This window comes from Pseudomonas sp. SDO5522_S412 (assembly GCF_054071215.1).
In genome coordinates, this window is the sequence record NZ_JBSVWQ010000127.1 from 1 (window position 1) to 16,545 (window position 16,545).

Genomic DNA, 16,545 nt, shown 5'->3' on the forward strand with positions numbered 1-16,545 from the left:
GGTGGAAACACGTTAAAAGTGTGGAACTGGGCTTGCTCGCGAAAACGGTTTTTCAGTTAATGCATCCGGTGGCTGATGTACCGCATTCGCGAGCAAGCCCGCTCCCACATTGGTCCAGTGTTGTTCCCGGGGTTCAGTGCTTGGCCTCGCGAATCATGTTGCGGGCGATCACCAATTGCTGGATCTGCGTAGTGCCTTCATACAGGCGGAACAAGCGCACATCGCGATAGAACCGCTCGATGGCGTACTCGCTCACATACCCGGCACCGCCGTGAATCTGCACACAACGGTCGGCCACGCGGCCGCACATCTCCGTGGCGAACATTTTCGAGCAGGACGCTTCGGTGCCGATGTTCAGGCCTTCGTCACGCTTGCGCGCGGCGTCCACCACCATGCAGCGGGCGGCGTAGATCTCGGCCTTGCTGTCGGCGAGCATCGCCTGGATCAACTGGAACTCGGCGATCGGCTGGCCGAACTGCTTGCGTTCCAGGGCGTAGTTCAGGGCATCGTTGAGCATGCGCTCGGCGGCCCCGACGCTGACGGCGGCAATGTGCAGGCGGCCCTTGTCGAGCACCTTCATTGCGGTCTTGAACCCCACGCCTTCGACGCCACCGATCAGTTGGTCGGCCGGTACGCGCACGTTGTCGAAAATCACGTCGCACGTGTGGGCGCCTTTCTGGCCCATCTTGTGGTCGCGCTTGCCCAGAGACAGGCCGGGGGTGTTGCGCTCGACAATGAATGCACTGATGCCGCCCGCGCCCTTGATGTCCGGGTTGGTACGGGCCATCACCGTGTAGATCCCGGCGTGGGGGGCGTTGGTGATAAAGCGCTTGGTGCCGTTGATGACATAGTGGTCACCGTCGCGCACCGCCGTGGTTTTCAGCGAGGCGGCGTCGGAGCCGGAGTCCGGCTCGGTCAGGCAGAACGAACTGAGCAGTTCACCGCTGGCGAGTTTCGGCAGGTAGTGCTGCTTCTGCGCCTCGGTGCCGTCCAGCAGGATGCCGATGGAGCCGATGCCGTTGTTGGTGCCGAAGTAGGAGCGGAATGCCGGCGAGGTGCGGCCCAGTTCGAAGGCCACGTTGACCTCTTCTTCCATGGTCAGCCCGAGGCCGCCGTAGGCTTCGGGCAGGGTCAGGCCAAACAGGCCCAGCTCGCGGAACTGGCTGACGATATCCGCCGGGACGTCATCGGTCTCGGCCAGTTCGTTTTCCCGGGGGATCAGCGCCTCGTTGACGAACTGCTGCAGGGTTTCCAGCAACAGATGAAGCGTTTCGGGGTCTCGGATCATGTGCATTCCTCAGCGGCCCGTTCGGCGGGCCTGTTGTCGTCAATCTGCCGAGGCCTTGCACCGATCTGTCTAGCGGGCGGCGGCCTCGATGTTGTTCACCATGTGCTTGAGACGGGGCCCGATGTCGTCCTCGAGTTTCTCCCGGGAAAGGTGAAAACTCGGTCCGCCACAGTTGAACGTCAGCAGCCCATGTTGTGCATGCAGCAGCGGTACGGCGATGGCGTTTACATCGCGGTGCCACTCACCGATCGACATGCAGTAGCCGAAGTCGGTGTAATCCCGGAAGGCACGTTCCAGACCCTTCCTGATGCCCGGCCAATCCTCCAGATGACGCTGGCGGATATGGTCGAGGATAAATTCCCGCTCGTTTTCCGGCATCGCTGCCAGGCAGGCGCGGCCTGCGGAACTCAAGTGCAACGGCAACCGTGTGCCGACCTGGCGGCGCATGGTCATGTTGGCTTCACCCTGGACCACGTCCAGGTAAACCATGTCCAGGCGGTCCCGCGTGGCCATCGCCACCGCGGCCTGGGCGTACTTGGCCATCGTCTCCATCAGCGGATGGGCCACGGCCCGCACCGACAGGTTCGACAGCATTGCGTAACCGAATGCCATCACGCCCACATCCAGCTGATACCGGCCTGACTGCGGCAGGTGCTTGAGATAGCCCAAGCGGGTCAGCGTATGGGTCATCCGCGTAATCGTCGGCTTTGGCAGCCCGGTCTTGCGCGCCAGCTCCTGGTTACCCAGCACGCTTTCGCTGGGGGTGAAGCAGCGCAGCAATTCCAGGCCACGGGCCAGGGCGGTGACGAACTGGCGGTCCTTGTCTTCTTCCTCGTCGGCATTCATCGGATCGATCAGCAAGTGCTCGAAGGCGTGGTTGCCGGCAGGTGTTTCGGGTGTGTTCGGGTCCAGGTTTCGACGGCGCATGTTAGTCCCCCTTTTTTTAGAAAATCAACAAAACAAAATTGTATTCCGCACAGCGAAACTAATCAACTTTGCGTGGCGTTGTCTTTTTGTTTAATAAAACTCGTCTAAACAACGAGTTATAGCCCGATTTATAGGAGGGTCAGGTTTTTACGTTTACATCACGGCGACTCGGTCCTTATGATTATCGCTAAATACGGAATGTTGTTTCGCATAGCGAAACTGGCGATATCCGAACTAACAAGAACATTGCAGCAGGAGAATTTGTGGCCAGCCTCGACCAACCCGTAGTGCACCTCGACGTCCAGGACAATGGCGTCGCCGTGGTACGCATCCACCGTCCCGAAGTGAAAAACGCCTTGAACGCCCAGGTTCGCGAAGAGCTGGCCGAGCACTTTCGTGCCCTGGCCAAACGCCGTGATGTGCGCGCCATCGTGCTCACCGGCGGCGACCAGTTCTTCGTGGCCGGTGCCGACATCAAGGAATTCGCCAGCGCCAGCCCGATCGAGATGTATCGCCGCCACACCGAATACCTGTGGGAAGCCATCAGCCGCTGCCCCAAGCCGGTGATCGCCGCGGTAAACGGGTTTGCCCTGGGCGGCGGTTGTGAGCTGGCCATGCATTGCGACCTGATCGTCGCCGGGGAATCGGCGCGCTTCGCTCAGCCCGAGGTCAAGCTGGGCCTGATGCCGGGCGCCGGTGGCACCCAGCGCCTGGTGCGCGCCGTGGGTAAGTTCCAGGCCATGCGCATCGCGTTGACCGGCTGCATGGTCAAGGCCCCGGAAGCCCTGGCCATGGGCATGCTCAGCGAAGTGGTGGCCGATGACCAGACCATCCCCCGCGCCCTGGAACTGGCCGCGCAGATCGCCGCCTTGCCGCCACTGGCGGTGGAGCAGATCAAGGAAGTGATGCTGGCTGGCGCCGACCTGCCGCTGGAAAGCGCGCTGGTGTTGGAGCGCAAGGCCTTTCAACTGCTGTTCGATTCGGCAGACCAGAAGGAGGGCGCCGCGGCGTTCTTCGAAAAACGCACCGCGAACTACCTGGGGGAATGACAATGGCTGATTCAATCAAGATCATGGGCCTGGTAGGCACCGGCGTGATGGGCGCCGGGATTGCACAGATTGCCGCTCAGGCGGGCGTGTTGGTGCGCTTGTTCGATGCCCGCGACGGTGCGGCGCAAACCGCTCGGGATAACCTCGGCGCCACGCTCTCGAAGCTGGCCGCCAAGGGCAAGATCACCCAGGCAGCGGTGGACGCTGCGCTTGCGAACCTGCAAGTTGCCGTCACCATTGAGGCGCTGCACGACTGCGACCTGGTGGTGGAAGCCATTGTCGAAAACCTCGACGCCAAGCGCGGCCTGTTGCAGCAGCTGGAAGGTGTGGTCAGCGCGGCGTGCATCCTCGCCACCAACACCTCGTCGCTGTCGGTCACGGCCATCGCCACCGGCTGCCGGCACCCTGAGCGGGTCGCCGGGCTGCACTTTTTCAACCCGGTACCGTTGATGCGCGTCGTCGAAGTAATCGACGGCCTGGCCACCGCACCGAAGGTCGGCGATGACCTGTTGGCCTTCGTCGCCCGTACCGGCCATCGCGGCGTGCGCGCCAAGGACACTCCGGGTTTCATCGTCAACCACGCCGGCCGTGCGTACGGCACCGAAGCCTTGAAGATGCTCGATGAAGGCATTGCCGAGCGCGGCGACATCGACCGTATCCTGCGTGAAGGCGCAGGCTTTCGCATGGGGCCGCTGGAACTGCTGGACCTCACCGGGCTCGACGTTTCCCACCCGGTGATGGAGTCGATCTACAACCAGTTCTATCAGGACCCGCGCTACAAACCATCGCCCCTGACCCGCCAGATGCTGGTGGGCGGACGCTTCGGGCGCAAGAGCGGGCAGGGCTTCTACCGCTATGAAAATGGCCAGGTGGTGGACGGCCCGCAGCCGCAGCCGGTGCCTTCCATCAAGCAATTCCCGCCGGTATGGATCGCCACCGAAAACACCGACGACTACGAGCGCCTCAGCGCCCTGGTGATCGAGTTGGGCGCACACCTTGAAAGCGCGGCGCAGCCTTCGCCTGAAGCGTTGTGCCTGCTGGCGCCCTACGGTCTCGACGCCACCTCGGCCAGCGAGCGCTTCCACACTGACCCGGCAAGCACCCTGTGCATCGACCTGCTGACCGACCTGTCGCGCCACCGCACCCTGATGCAAAACCCGCTGACGTCCACCGCCACCCGCGATGCCGCCCACGCGTTGCTCGCCAATGACGGTGTAGGTGTGACAGTGATCAGCGACAGCGTCGGCTTCGTTGCCCAGCGCACCCTGGCGATGGTGGTCAACCTGGCCTGCGATATCGCCCAGCAACGCATCGCCAGCGTCGACGACATTGACCAGGCCGTACAACTCGGCCTGGGTTATCCACAAGGCCCGCTCGCCTGGGGCGATGCCCTCGGGCCACGGCGCATCCTCACGATTTTGCAACGCATGAGCGAACTCACCCACGACCCACGTTATCGCCCCAGCCCCTGGCTGCGGCGGCGTGCGGCGCTGGGGATTTCCCTGCGTCATGAAGAGCCGGCAGTCGGCTGATTTCGATTCATCACAGGACAAGAATAATGGGTGCATTGACAGGTTTGCGGGTGCTGGACTTAAGCCGGGTATTGGCCGGGCCCTGGTGTGGCCAGGTGTTGGCCGACCTCGGCGCGGAAGTGATCAAGATCGAACGGCCACAGAGTGGCGACGATACCCGCGGCTGGGGCCCGCCGTGGATGAAGACTGACACCGGCGAGTCGTCCGGGCAGGCGTCTTATTACCAGTCCACCAACCGCGGCAAACTATCCGTGGCCATTGACCTGGCCACCAGCGAAGGCCAGGAACTGGTGCGGGCCCTGGCGGCCAGCTCCGACGTACTGATCGAAAACTACAAGGCCGGTTCCCTGGCGCGTTATGGCCTGGATTACGCGACCCTGGCCGAGATCAATCCACGGTTGGTGTACTGCTCCATCACCGGCTTCGGCCAGACCGGCCCGCGCGCCGAAGAACCCGGCTACGACTTCATCATCCAGGGCATCGGCGGCCTGATGAGCATCACCGGCGAGCGCGACGACCTGCCCGGCGGCGGCCCGCAAAAAGTCGGCGTGGCGTTCTCCGACCTGATGACCGGCCTGTATTCCACCGTCGCGATCCAGGCCGCGCTGCTCAGCCGCGAACGCACCGGCGTTGGCCAACACATCGACATGGCGCTGCTGGACGTACAAGTGGCAACCCTGGCCAACCAGAGCATGAACTACCTGGCCTCGGGCAAGGTGCCGCAGCGTTTCGGCAACGCCCACGCCAACATCGTGCCGTACCAGGTATTCCGCGCCGCCGACCGCGACTTCATTATTGCCTGCGGCAACGACAGCCAGTTTGTAGCGCTGTGCCACAGCATCGGTTTGCCGCACCTGCCGGAAGACCCGCGCTTTCGGCGCAATGCCGATCGGGTTGCGCATCGGGCGGAGATTGTCGAACTGTTGTCGGCGCACTTCCTGGGGCGCACGGCGGACGAGTGGGTGGCGAGTATTCACGCCTCGAAAGTACCGGTGGGGGCGATCAACAACATCGCGCAATCCCTGGAAGAGCCGCAGGTGATTGCCCGTGGGTTGATGGTGAAGATCCCGCATCCCAGGAATCCGCAGTTCGAGATGGTCGGCAGCCCGATCAAGATGTCAGGCACGCCGGTAGAGTATGTAAGGCCGGCGCCGATGTTGGGGCAGCATACCGATGAGGTACTGGGCGAGCGCCTCGGGTTGTCGGCAGAGCAGCTGGGGCAGCTCAAGGCAGGAGGGGTGATTGAGCAACTTGACTGAAGGATGGCGGCCCATAAGGCCGCCATCTTTGCGCACGACTTTTTAGCGCGCGACTTCTTTAAGGTAGGCAGTTCGGGCCGCAACGGCAGTCGGCGTGAAATCCGTAAACACACCGTCAACACCGGCGCGGAAAAAGGCCATGTATTCCGCCGCCGGGCTGCCCTTGTAGGCGCCGGCCAGGTATTTGGCTTCGTTGCGGAAGGTGAAAATATGCACGAACAGGCCGGCCTTGTGCGCATCGCTGATCAGGCTGGTGGGCTTGAAGGTATCGACCTCGGGCAAGCCGGGGTTTTGCGCTGAAGCGGCGGTCAGCGACATCGCTTGCGGCTTCCATGGCCCGATGCCGTCGGCGTAGGTCTTGACCTCGGCCAGCCCGGCCGGGGTCAGCATCGCACCAAAGGCGCGTGGGTCGCCGGCGACGGTCCAGCTGTACGGGCGGCCGCTGACGAAGGTGTTGGGTTTGTCGGTGATGAAAATGGTCTCGCCGGTCTTGAAGTTCACCCCGTTCCCATCCACCAGTTGAACCGCCCTGGATTGCAGGCCGATGGAGCGCAGGTATTTCAGGCTGTTCGGGTCGAAGCTCTGCACGAACACCGGCGCATCTTTGCGATTGAGGTTGTTGTCTTCAAGGGTCTTGAGAAACGCCGCTTCGAACGGATGACTGCCCGGCGCGCCGCAGCCGTTGGCGATGGCCTGGGCATTGTTCCAGATCGGGTTCTTGCTTTCCGGGTAGGTGGTAATCACGCGGCCAGTGGCGGCGCTTTTGGCTTTCGCGATGTCGATCACTTCCTGGAAACTCAGGATCGGCAGCTTGCCGTTGAGTTCGGTCGGGCGCTCGTCGCGGGCATCATACGTCGTGCCGCCGATCCATTGCTTGAGTTCGGCCAGGGTGAAATCGCTGATTGACCAGTCGTTGGTATGGTCTTCGCCATCCACGATCAAGGACTTCAACACGGATTTTGGATCGTTGGGGTCAGTCAGATCACTCAGGTACTGGGCCGGGCCATTTTCTGCAGTGGCCGGATACCTGACGTTAACCAGTACACCGGGCACCGTGCGCTTGCGGCGTGCAACTTCGGGATTGGTCTTCGCGACGTCGCTGATGTTGGTGTTGTCGCTCAACCAGGGATTGTGCCGGGCCACCAATACACAGTCCTTGGTCATGTGCAGGTCCAGCTCCAGCGAATCCGCACCAGCGTCGGCTGCATGCTCGTAGGAGGCCCGGGTTTCTTCCGGGTACAGTCCTGGCAGGCCGCGATGGCCGATAACCAGCGGCGGTGCGCCGTCCAGGGTTTTGAAGGAACCAGAGGCGGCAGGCGCGCTTCCGGTCACACTGTCACACGCGCTCACCGTCAGGCTGCATCCGATAACGATAAAACGGGCAAGCAGGGTTTTTACCGCTGGCGGGCCTGAGCGAGTGTGCATGTGTCGTCCTTCAAGAAGAGGGTAGGGGCGGGGTATCTGCGGATGTTGGCGTTGACGTATGACAGCGTCGTGACAGGAAGTGGCGTGGTGATTTTCCAGCGCGGCGCACCTGGGGTGAAGCAAAAATCTCACTGAATGCTTGACTTCTCCTTTTCAATCAGTAACATACGGCGCATTCCGCGATAGCTCAGTTGGTAGAGCAAATGACTGTTAATCATTGGGTCCCTGGTTCGAGTCCAGGTCGTGGAGCCAGATAGTAAAAAAGCCTGCAGCGATGCAGGCTTTTTTTTGCCTGGAATTTGTCCCGGACACTCGATTCAGGCGTGCCCTCGAAACAGACGATATTCGGCAGGCATGCACACCGCACAAGGACGAAATCCCGCGGCGACAGCCGTCGCTTCATCGAGAAAAAACACGCGATTTTTCACGTAGCCGCCACGCGCAATGGCTCGCAGCGCCGCACGACAGTCGAGCTTTCCATAGCGCTTGCCGCGACGGTGACCGCCCAGCGTTCCCGGCTCGGGGCTTGGGAAGGGGCTTGCGTCTGCGCCCATCAGCATCCAGATGTTTTTGTCAGCCATCGCTTGTCCTCCTGCCGCACCAGCCTGCGGTACGTCCGCCATGTATCGCCGATCAGATCGGCTAGCGCACCCGGTTTCTTGCTTTTTTTATCGCTCAAAAAGGCTCAAAGTCGGGCACGCTATCCATTTCTGCTTTTCGACAGGATTCGAACATGTCAAAACTTCCCGAAACGTCCAACGATCCCTACCAATGGCTTGAAGACGTCGACGGCACGCGTTCACTGGACTGGGTACGCGCCCAGAACCTCAGGACCGAAGACCGGCTCGCCCGCTCCGACAGCTTCAAGCAGATCAAGGCCGATGTGCTGGAGATACTGGACTCGGACAGCAACATCCCCTACGTCGATAAGGTCGGCGCCTATTACTACAACTTCTGGATGGACGCCGCCCACCCGCGGGGCCTGTGGCGTCGCACCACGCTGGCGGAGTACCGCAAGCCTCAACCTGCCTGGGAAACGTTGCTGGACCTTGACGCACTGAACGCCGCCGAAGGCGAAAACTGGGTGTGGCACGGTGCTGATTTCTTGCGCCCGGACTACCAGCGCTGCCTGCTGGCGCTGTCCCGTGGCGGCGCCGATGCGAATGTCACCCGCGAGTTTGATCTGGCCAGCAAGACCTGGGTCGAAGACGGCTTCCAGTTGCCCGAGTCCAAGGGCGGCCTGGGCTGGATCGACCGTGACAACGTCTATGTCTATACCGATTTTGGTGAAGGGTCGATGACCCGTTCCGGTTACCCGCGCATCGTCAAGCAGTGGCAGCGCGGTACGCCGTTGAGTGCCGCCAGTCTTGTCTATGAAGGCGCGCTGGATGATATGTACATCGCGGCGATGCACGACGACACGCCCGGCTACGAGCGTGACTTCGTCAGCCGCACGCTGGCGTTCTACAACAACGAGCTGTACCTGCGGGGCAGCGACAACCAGTTAAGCAAAATCGACGCGCCGAACTCGGCGGAAAAGTCGGTGTACAAAGACTGGCTGCTGCTGGAACTGCGGGAGGACTGGACGCTTGATGAAGTGTTTGTGGCCGGCTCGTTGCTGGCGATCCGGTTTGATCGCTTCATGGCAGGCCAGCGGGATTTCGAGGTGCTGTTCACCCCTACGGACAGCACCTCGCTGGCAGGGTTTTTCTGGACGTTGAATCACCTGGTGCTGAACGTACTGGATCACGTCAAGAACCGCCTCAGCGTCCTCACTCCCGGCGCGAACGGCTGGCAGCACAGCCCGTTCACCGGGGCGCCGAGCATGGGGACGGTGGGTGCCAGCGCAGTGGACAGCGACGACAGTGATGCCGTCTGGCTGGTGACCACTGACTACCTGACGCCGACCACCTTGTCGCTGGCCGAGATCGGTCATCCGCCCGAGGTACTGAAAACCCTGCCGGCCTTTTTCGATTCCAGCCAGCACGTGATCGAGCAGCACTTTGCGGTCTCCAGGGACGGCACTCGTGTGCCCTATTTCCTGGTGCTCGGCAAAGACCTGCCGCGCAACGGCACGGCGCCGACCTTGCTCTATGGTTACGGCGGCTTTGAATACTCCCTGACCCCGTATTACTCCGGTAAGGCAGGCCGCGCCTGGCTTTCGAAGGGCGGGGTGTACGTGGTTGCCAACATTCGCGGTGGCGGTGAATACGGCCCGCGCTGGCACCAGGCCGCACTCAAGCAGAACCGTCCGCGTGCCTACGAAGATTTTGCCGCAGTGGCCCGTGACCTGATCGACCGCGGGGTTACTTCGCCCCGACATCTGGGCGCGGAGGGTGGCAGCAACGGTGGTCTGTTGGTCGGCAATATGCTTACTCAATACCCGGAACTGTTCGGTGCAATCGTCTCCCAGGTGCCCTTGCTCGACATGCAGCGCTATCACCTCCTGTTGGCCGGGGCGTCGTGGATGGGGGAATACGGCAACCCGGACGTACCTGAGGAGTGGGCGTACATCCAGACATTTTCTCCATACCACCTGTTCGATCCGGCGAAGGCCTACCCACCGGTGTTTTTCCTGACCTCGACCCGCGATGACCGGGTGCATCCAGCCCACGCCCGCAAGCTGGCGGCGAAGATGATCGAGGCCGGCAAGGACGTGACGTACTACGAAAATATCGAAGGTGGGCACGGCGGGGCGGCAGACAATGCACAGGCTGCGCATATGAGTGCGCTGGTCTACAGCTTTTTGTGGGAGAAGTTGAGTTCTAATCGGGACTGAGTGTTGCCAGCCTTAATTGCTGGTACGCCTGCACCAATTGGTCGAGCGTAAACCCAAGGTTCCTGCCGCTGGGATTGGGCAGAACCCACACCGCCGCACACCCCAGGGTGTGCGGTTGAAGCCCCCAGGCAATCTGCTTCTGCCCGCTCAACGCGCTATAGGCGGCCTTTCCCAGAAACGCCACATACCGTGGCGCATAACGTGCGATCTTGCGTTCAAAACCCGCCGCCGCCGCCCTGAATTCATCCGCCGACAACTGGTCCGCCCGGGCCGTAGGCCGCTCCACCACCGTGGTCAGCCCGCATTGGTATTGCAGGATCGTGCGGTCGTTCTCCGGCTGCACTTCATGGGGCGTAAACCCGGCCAGGTGCAGCGTGCGCCAGAACCGATTGCTCCTGCCCATGAAGTGATGCCCGGTGGTGGCGGCCTTCAGCCCCGGGTTTATGCCGCAGAAAATCACGGCCAGGTGCTCGGCCAGAATGTCTTCCAGTCCTTCACTCATCCGCAGATGACCTGCACGGCGTTGCGCGCCAGGGTGATCAATTCGGCGTGGGGCTTGCCCGCCCGTGCACGAATCGAAAGGCTGTGCACCAAAGACGCGGCGAGGACGGCGACGGCTGCCGGGTCTGCACCACCTTTCAACTCACCGGCCTCGATGGCCGTGCGCAAGCGGGTTTCGAGATGGGCGTCGAGTGCGTCGAGGCGCTGCAAAAGCACGGCGCGAATCTCCGCATCCTCCACCGCTTCAGTGGTTGCGGTGCCGATGATAAAGCAGCCCCGTGGCTCGCCATCCCCCGAAAAGTAGATCGACAACTGGCCTTCATATAAGCGCATCAACGCCTCTGCGAGGGTCAGGCGCGGGTCGTCCAGCGCCTCGTCGATGGCGGCAGAAGCGAGACCCCAATACTGCTCAAGTGCCTTGAGGTAGATCGCGTGTTTGTCGCCGAACGCGGCGTACAGGCTTGGCCTGTTCATCCCGGCGGCGGTGGCGATGCTGTCCAGTGAGGCGCCGGAATACCCGGTGCTCCAGAACACCCCGAGGGCTTTTTGCATTGCCGTTTCGGGGTCGTAGGCCCGTGGGCGGCCACGGCCTTTTGCCTCTGTGATCTTTTTTTGTGCCATGGCGTACAAAAATCCTTGAGTAGAGGTGGGTGGGTCGATATTCTTACATCATCGCACAAAATTAAGGCCTCAGAAATCCCGGGCTCAGCAAAGGTGATTCGATCATGAGCAATGCGTTGGAAAACACGACCCGCACCCCCTGGCGTTCACTGTTGATGGTGGGCTTTCCGGTACTCATTGCAGCGGCCGGGTATGTGTATTACCTCAAGGATGCGCCGTACGTATCCACCGATAACGCGTATGCCCGAGTGGCGAAGGCGTCGATCAATGCGCGGGTATCCGGGCAGGTCGTGGAGGTCGCCGTGGAAGACAACCAGTCGGTCCACAAGGGGCAGGTACTGCTGCGTATCAACCCCGAGCCGTTCCAGGTCGCGGTCGAGCGTGCGCAGGCGCAATTGAGCGTGGCGCGCCTGCGGATTGAAGGCCTCAAGGCCAGCTACCGGCAACAGCAGGCAGAGTTGCAGGCGGCCAAGGAATCGGCGGGTTTCGACCAGAAGGAATTCGCCCGCAAAAAGGCCCTGGTGGCCACCGAGTTCGTGTCCCAGGCCGTGTTCGAACGGGCCGATACCGACCTGAAAGTCGCCCGGCAACGCGTGGCGTCCGTCGAGCAGCAGATCGCCAATACGGTGGTGGCGCTGAACGGCAATCCCGACATCGAAATCGACCGACACCCGGCGATTCGCGAGGCCCAGGCGCAGCTCGACGAGGCGCAACTCTACCTCTCGTACGCGACGGTCTATGCCCCCGACGACGGCGTGGTGGCCAAGGTGGATGACGTGCAGGTCGGCGATTACCTGAACAGCGGCGCGCCGGCCTTCGTCTTGCTGTCGCCCCGTCGCACCTGGGTCGAGGCCAACTTTCGCGAAACCCAGATGACCCATATGCGAGCCGGTCAGCAGGCAACCATCAAGCTCGACACTTACCCGGATCATCCTTTCAAGGCGCACATCACCAGCCTGAGCCCGGGCGCCGGTGCCGACTTCGCGCTGCTGCCGCCGGAAAACGCCACCGGCAACTGGGTCAAGGTGGTGCAGCGGGTGCCGGTGCGCCTGGAACTGGACGATGCCAACGCGGACTTGCCGCTGTTCTCCGGCACCAGCGCCACGGTGACGGTTGATATCAGGACCGGCCCATGAACGGCGCACGTACTCTCCGGTTTGCGGCGTTGCTGGTGACCTGGTTGCAGGCGGTCAACGTGTCGCTGCCGAACTCGGCCCTGCGGTTTGTGCAGGGCAGTTTGTCGATGACGGATGACGAGGCGGGGTGGATCTTCACGTCGTACCTGGCGGCCAGCGCGATTACGTTGCCGGTGGCTCAGTGGCTTGCTGCGCGCTTCGGCGTGAAGGCGGTTTACCAGGCGGCGATGCTGATCTTCGCCCTCGGCCTGCTGCTCGCGACACAGGCCACCACCTCACTGCAATTCGTCGGCGCGCGGATCATCCAGGGTGCTGCCAGCGGCGTGTTGGCGCCGCTGTCGATGGCCATCGCCCTGGAGACATTGGCCCCGACGCAACGGCCAAAATTCGGCCCGTCATGGACGGCGATCGGGTTGCTGGGGATTGTCAGCGGCCCGGCGATTGGCGGCTGGATCAGCGAGCATTTCGGCTGGCGCTGGATGTTCTACGCCAGCCTGCCGCTGTTGGCGTACACCTTCTTGATCGTGGCGATGTTGCAGCAGGAGAAGAAAGCCAACAGCGCTGCTGCGTTTGATTTCGCAGGCTTCGCCAGCTTCACCCTCGGCGTGATCGGCCTGCAAATGGTCCTCGACCGTGGCCAGCGCCTGGAGTGGTTCGACTCGCCCGAGATCTGGCTGGAAGCCGCCACCAGTGCCCTGGGGTTCTACCTGTTCGCAATGCACCGGTTCACCTCGAGCACACACTTCATCAGCAAGGGGTTGTTGCGCGACCGCAACTTCGTGCTGTCGACCATCCTGTTCTTCGCCGTCGGTTTCGTGCTGCTGCCGACCATGGCGATGACCTCGCCGATGCTGGATGAACTGCTGGGCTTCCCGCCCGACACCACAGGCTTCCTCACCATCCCCCGTGGCGTGGGGCTGCTGGGTGCGTTCTGGCTGATGAACAAGGTGCCTGCGCATCTCGACGGCCGCCCATTTGTGGTCGCCGGGATCGCCGTGGTGATCTACGCCAACCACTCGATGCTCGGCTATTCACCCTTGATGGACGGCTGGCCGGTGGCAGTGGCTGGCGCAATCCAGGGCGCGGGCCTGGGCCTGCTGATGCCGGCGCTTTCCCGGGTGGCGTTCAGCACCCTCGACCCGACGTTGCGCCCCGAAGGCAGTGGGCTGTTCAACCTGTCCCGCGTCTACGGCAGCACCCTGGGTGTGGCGGTGGTGCAGTGGTTCTTCTTCAACAACACCCAGGCGATGCACGTGGCGCTGGCCGGCCACCTGACTGTGCATTCGGTCCCCGCATCGACGCCCCTGGCGGGATTCGCCGCGCTGAACGAAGCCATCACCGGCCAGGCCGCCTTCATCGCGGTGGTCGGCCAATTCAAGATTCTGCTGTGGGCAATGCTGGTGGTGAGCCCGCTGGTGCTGCTGCTGCGTAAACCTGTCACGACCCACTAGTTTTCCGGAGTGTGCGTAATGAAATCCCATGGGCTTGTTATCACGGCCGTCATGACCCTGTCCGCGTGTTCGGTTGGCCCGGACTATAAGGCGCCGTCCGTTACCGCTTCGCCGCACTATGACGTGCAGGCTGAGCAGCACGTTTCCTTCAGTCAGAAGGTCAGCGTCGACTGGTGGTCGACCTTTCATTCCGGAACGCTCGACAGCGTGATGCGCCGGGCGATTGCCGGCAACCTTGAGCTGACGGCAGCGGACGCGACGTTGCGTCAGGCCGCCGCTTCGGTGGCTGCGGCCGAGGGTGCACTTTTCCCGCAGGTGGATTTCGCCGCGCAAGCGGGCCGCCAGCGCGTGCACAACGCCGCGCGGCCAGCGGTGACGAACTTCTATGGCGTCGGGCCGCAGGTCAGTTTCGACCTCGACGTATTCGGCGGCAATCAGCGCCGGGTCGAGCAACAGCAGGCATTGGCCGATTTCCAGCAGCATCGCTTCGAGGCGGCGTACCTGACGCTGACGGGCGACGTCGCCAGCCAGGCGTTGCTGATGGCCTCGGCCAGCGCGCAGATGGAAGCGGTGCAGACCTTGCTCGCCACCGACGCGAAAAACCTCGAACTGGTGCGCGCGGCGCAACACAGCGGCACGACGACGCAGCTCGATGTCTCCCTGGCCGAAACGCGACTGGCGCAGGACCGCACCCTGTTGCCACCACTCGCCCAGCAGTGCGATGCGGCGCGGCATGCGCTGTCGATCCTGGCGGGCAAGGGCCCGGCGGATTGGCGCGCACCGGATTTCGAACTGGCTGGATTTGCCTCGGCCACCACGCTGCCGGTCAGCTTGCCGTCCGAACTGGCCCATGACCGCCCGGACGTGCTGCAAGCCGAAGCCGAATTGCATGCGGCCAGCGCGGCGGTCGGCGTGGCCACCGCCAATCTCTATCCCCGTGTGGAGTTGTCCGCGTCACTGGCCCAGGCCGCGTCGGGCAATGGTGGTGCGGCGCTGTGGGGTTTTGCCGCCGGGTTGGCGGGGCCGATCTTCGATGGCGGAACTCTCAAGGCAGAGCGCCAGGCCGCCGTGGAGGGCTACAACGCCGCGCTCGCCAACTATCAGCAGACCGTCATCAAGTCCTTCGGCCAGGTCGCAGACACCTTGCAGGCGATCAACCACGACGCCGAGGAGTACCAGGCACAGACCGCCGCGCTACAGGCCGCCGCCAACAGTTTGCGCCTGAACCAGCAGGCCTATGGGGCAGGGGAGAGCGGGCTGTTGCAAGTGCTGGAGGCACAACGCGCCTATGAGCAGGCCCTGCTCGGGCAGATCCGGGCGAGCACCGCCCAACATCTCGACACCGTGCGGTTGTTCGTGGCGCTCGGTGGTCGCTCGGTCAACGATTTCAAACGCTAGTGGAGCAAACACATGAGCTATTACGATGCACTTCGCGATACCCGTTTTCCTTTGCAGCATGGTTCGGGCGCGATGCCGGCGGTGGGGTTCGGGACGCTGTTCAGGGATTTGACGGCCACCACCCAGGCGGTCACGCAAGCGTTGGAGGCGGGCTTTCGCCATTTCGATTGTGCGGAGCGTTATGGCAACGAAGCGCAGGTCGGCGCGGCGATTCACGATGCGGTGGCGGCCGGTAAAGTCCGGCGCGAGGACCTGTTCATCACCACCAAGCTGTGGAACAACAACCATCGGCCCGAGCGTGTGGTGCCGGCGTTCGAAGCCAGTTGCCGCCGGCTTCGGGTGGAGGTGATCGACTGCTACATGATCCATACGCCGTTTGCGTTTTTGCCGGGTGACGAGCTGCACCCACGGGATGCGTTTGGGCATGTGTTGTATGACTCGGGGGTGACGTTGATCGAGACGTGGCGGGTGCTTGAGCGTCTGGTGGATGAGGGGCGTTGCAAGTCCATCGGGGTGTCGGATATCAGCCTGGAAACGCTGCGGGAGTTGGTGGCGGTGGCGCGGATAAAACCTGCGGTGGTGCAGGTTGAGTCACACCCTTATCTGCCGGAGTGGGAGCTGTTGGAGTTTTGCAGGCAGCATGGGATTGTGGTGTTGGCGTTTGCGCCGTTGGGGCATGGGATGAGGCCGCGGGTGCTGGATGAACCGGTGATTACCGGGATTGCACGGCGGGTGCGGAAGACGCCGGCTCAGGTTGCGTTGGCGTGGTCGGTGCAGCGTGGGGTGGCGTTTTTGACCTCGTCGGTGACGCCGGCGCGGATACGGGAGGATGCGGATATTTCTACGTTGCCGCAGGTGGCGATGCGTGAGATTGAGCAGGACATTACGACCCGGGTTCGTTTTAATCCGGTGATGGATACTGGGGTGTTGGGGTTTATTTCGCGGGAGAAGTTTTGAGTTTGGCCGGGGGAGGGGGGTACATATCCGTTATTTAGGTTATGGCTACTTATGGTTTCGCTCTTATAGCGAGTCACTTTGCAAAAGCGGCAGGGGGCAGTTAGATCAAGATCAAAAGTAAGAGCACGGCTGCCTGAGAGCCGACCTGAGTGTTAAAAGCAAAGGCAAAAGCTGCTTTTCTGTAGGAGCTGGCTTGCCGGCGATGCAGACAACTCGGTGAAT

14 protein-coding genes and 1 tRNA gene are annotated in these 16,545 nt (G+C 62.3%); 9 read left to right on the forward strand and 6 right to left on the reverse strand.

Going from position 1 to position 16,545, the window contains the following annotated elements; all coding sequences use genetic code 11:
* Window positions 1–133: 133 nt before the first annotated feature.
* Both ACW9I6_RS21915 and ACW9I6_RS21920 read right to left on the reverse strand, forming a co-directional pair.
* Window positions 134–1,288, reverse strand: a complete 1,155-nt coding sequence (locus ACW9I6_RS21915) for an acyl-CoA dehydrogenase family protein (RefSeq protein ID WP_003216725.1) — start codon at window positions 1,286–1,288, stop codon at window positions 134–136.
* Between the two features lie 69 nt (window positions 1,289–1,357).
* Entirely contained in the window at window positions 1,358–2,215 is an 858-nt protein-coding gene (locus ACW9I6_RS21920) for an IclR family transcriptional regulator (protein WP_008433245.1), read from the reverse strand.
* 263 nt (window positions 2,216–2,478) lie between these two features.
* Between ACW9I6_RS21920 and ACW9I6_RS21925 the strand changes: the two genes are divergently transcribed.
* The 3 genes from ACW9I6_RS21925 to ACW9I6_RS21935 are packed head-to-tail and all read left to right on the forward strand — an operon-like array spanning window position 2,479 to window position 6,055.
* Entirely contained in the window at window positions 2,479–3,264 is a 786-nt protein-coding gene (locus ACW9I6_RS21925; protein ID WP_010175990.1) for an enoyl-CoA hydratase, read from the forward strand.
* A 2-nt stretch (window positions 3,265–3,266) separates the two neighbouring features.
* Complete coding sequence (locus ACW9I6_RS21930; protein WP_457339821.1) at window positions 3,267–4,796, forward strand: 3-hydroxyacyl-CoA dehydrogenase; 1,530 nt, start codon at window positions 3,267–3,269, stop codon at window positions 4,794–4,796.
* Window positions 4,797–4,822: 26 nt separating this feature from the next.
* Complete coding sequence (locus tag ACW9I6_RS21935; protein WP_003216714.1) at window positions 4,823–6,055, forward strand: CaiB/BaiF CoA transferase family protein; 1,233 nt, start codon at window positions 4,823–4,825, stop codon at window positions 6,053–6,055.
* Window positions 6,056–6,097: 42 nt separating this feature from the next.
* Here ACW9I6_RS21935 and ACW9I6_RS21940 read toward each other — a convergent pair whose 3' ends face one another.
* Complete coding sequence (locus ACW9I6_RS21940; protein ID WP_457339822.1) at window positions 6,098–7,480, reverse strand: glycerophosphodiester phosphodiesterase family protein; 1,383 nt, start codon at window positions 7,478–7,480, stop codon at window positions 6,098–6,100.
* Window positions 7,481–7,656: 176 nt separating this feature from the next.
* Here ACW9I6_RS21940 and ACW9I6_RS21945 point away from each other — a divergent pair.
* Window positions 7,657–7,732: transfer RNA gene (locus ACW9I6_RS21945), tRNA-Asn, on the forward strand.
* Window positions 7,733–7,797: 65 nt separating this feature from the next.
* Here ACW9I6_RS21945 and ACW9I6_RS21950 read toward each other — a convergent pair.
* Window positions 7,798–8,061, reverse strand: coding sequence for an Ada metal-binding domain-containing protein (locus tag ACW9I6_RS21950; protein WP_177022146.1), 264 nt, complete (start codon window positions 8,059–8,061; stop codon window positions 7,798–7,800).
* A 152-nt stretch (window positions 8,062–8,213) separates the two neighbouring features.
* On the opposite strand from ACW9I6_RS21950, the gene ACW9I6_RS21955 reads away from it, so the two are divergent.
* Window positions 8,214–10,259: a prolyl oligopeptidase family serine peptidase gene (locus ACW9I6_RS21955; protein ID WP_457339823.1), complete on the forward strand. Its 2,046-nt coding sequence runs from the start codon at window positions 8,214–8,216 to the stop codon at window positions 10,257–10,259.
* Here the strand turns inward: ACW9I6_RS21955 and mug are convergent.
* Both mug and ACW9I6_RS21965 read right to left on the reverse strand, forming a co-directional pair.
* A complete protein-coding gene (mug, locus tag ACW9I6_RS21960; RefSeq protein WP_003216518.1) occupies window positions 10,246–10,761 on the reverse strand; it encodes a G/U mismatch-specific DNA glycosylase in 516 nt (171 codons plus the stop codon). The two genes, ACW9I6_RS21955 and mug, sit on opposite strands and share 14 nt — an antisense overlap.
* Window positions 10,758–11,381 (reverse strand): TetR/AcrR family transcriptional regulator, encoded by a 624-nt coding sequence (locus ACW9I6_RS21965; protein WP_457339824.1) that lies wholly within the window; start codon window positions 11,379–11,381, stop codon window positions 10,758–10,760. Before ACW9I6_RS21965 ends, mug begins: the two co-directional genes overlap by 4 nt.
* A 104-nt stretch (window positions 11,382–11,485) precedes the next feature.
* On the opposite strand from ACW9I6_RS21965, the gene ACW9I6_RS21970 reads away from it, so the two are divergent.
* From ACW9I6_RS21970 to ACW9I6_RS21985, 4 genes are read left to right on the forward strand one after another with little or no spacing between them, the layout of a single operon-like run.
* Entirely contained in the window at window positions 11,486–12,517 is a 1,032-nt protein-coding gene (locus tag ACW9I6_RS21970; RefSeq protein WP_457339825.1) for an HlyD family secretion protein, read from the forward strand.
* A complete protein-coding gene (locus tag ACW9I6_RS21975) occupies window positions 12,514–13,968 on the forward strand; it encodes an MFS transporter (protein WP_177009478.1) in 1,455 nt (484 codons plus the stop codon). Before ACW9I6_RS21970 ends, ACW9I6_RS21975 begins: the two co-directional genes overlap by 4 nt.
* 18 nt (window positions 13,969–13,986) lie before the next feature.
* Window positions 13,987–15,366 carry an efflux transporter outer membrane subunit gene (locus tag ACW9I6_RS21980; RefSeq protein ID WP_457339826.1) on the forward strand — a complete coding sequence of 460 codons (1,380 nt, stop codon included), beginning with the start codon at window positions 13,987–13,989 and terminating at the stop codon, window positions 15,364–15,366.
* A 12-nt stretch (window positions 15,367–15,378) separates the two neighbouring features.
* Window positions 15,379–16,323, forward strand: coding sequence for an aldo/keto reductase (locus ACW9I6_RS21985; protein ID WP_457339827.1), 945 nt, complete (start codon window positions 15,379–15,381; stop codon window positions 16,321–16,323).
* Window positions 16,324–16,545 lie beyond the last annotated feature (222 nt).

Bases quoted from the DNA above. Each gene is read 5' to 3' on its own strand.
- ACW9I6_RS21915 (WP_003216725.1), bottom strand. From the start codon at position 1,288: ATGATCCGAGACCCCGAAACGCTTCATCTGTTGCTGGAAACCCTGCAG.
- ACW9I6_RS21920 (WP_008433245.1), bottom strand. From the start codon at position 2,215: ATGCGCCGTCGAAACCTGGACCCGAACACACCCGAAACACCTGCCGGC.
- ACW9I6_RS21930 (WP_457339821.1), top strand. From the start codon at position 3,267: ATGGCTGATTCAATCAAGATCATGGGCCTGGTAGGCACCGGCGTGATG.
- ACW9I6_RS21935 (WP_003216714.1), top strand. From the start codon at position 4,823: ATGGGTGCATTGACAGGTTTGCGGGTGCTGGACTTAAGCCGGGTATTG.
- ACW9I6_RS21940 (WP_457339822.1), bottom strand. From the start codon at position 7,480: ATGCACACTCGCTCAGGCCCGCCAGCGGTAAAAACCCTGCTTGCCCGT.
- ACW9I6_RS21950 (WP_177022146.1), bottom strand. From the start codon at position 8,061: ATGGCTGACAAAAACATCTGGATGCTGATGGGCGCAGACGCAAGCCCC.
- ACW9I6_RS21955 (WP_457339823.1), top strand. From the start codon at position 8,214: ATGTCAAAACTTCCCGAAACGTCCAACGATCCCTACCAATGGCTTGAA.
- mug (WP_003216518.1), bottom strand. From the start codon at position 10,761: ATGAGTGAAGGACTGGAAGACATTCTGGCCGAGCACCTGGCCGTGATT.
- ACW9I6_RS21965 (WP_457339824.1), bottom strand. From the start codon at position 11,381: ATGGCACAAAAAAAGATCACAGAGGCAAAAGGCCGTGGCCGCCCACGG.
- ACW9I6_RS21970 (WP_457339825.1), top strand. From the start codon at position 11,486: ATGAGCAATGCGTTGGAAAACACGACCCGCACCCCCTGGCGTTCACTG.
- ACW9I6_RS21975 (WP_177009478.1), top strand. From the start codon at position 12,514: ATGAACGGCGCACGTACTCTCCGGTTTGCGGCGTTGCTGGTGACCTGG.
- ACW9I6_RS21980 (WP_457339826.1), top strand. From the start codon at position 13,987: ATGAAATCCCATGGGCTTGTTATCACGGCCGTCATGACCCTGTCCGCG.
- ACW9I6_RS21985 (WP_457339827.1), top strand. From the start codon at position 15,379: ATGAGCTATTACGATGCACTTCGCGATACCCGTTTTCCTTTGCAGCAT.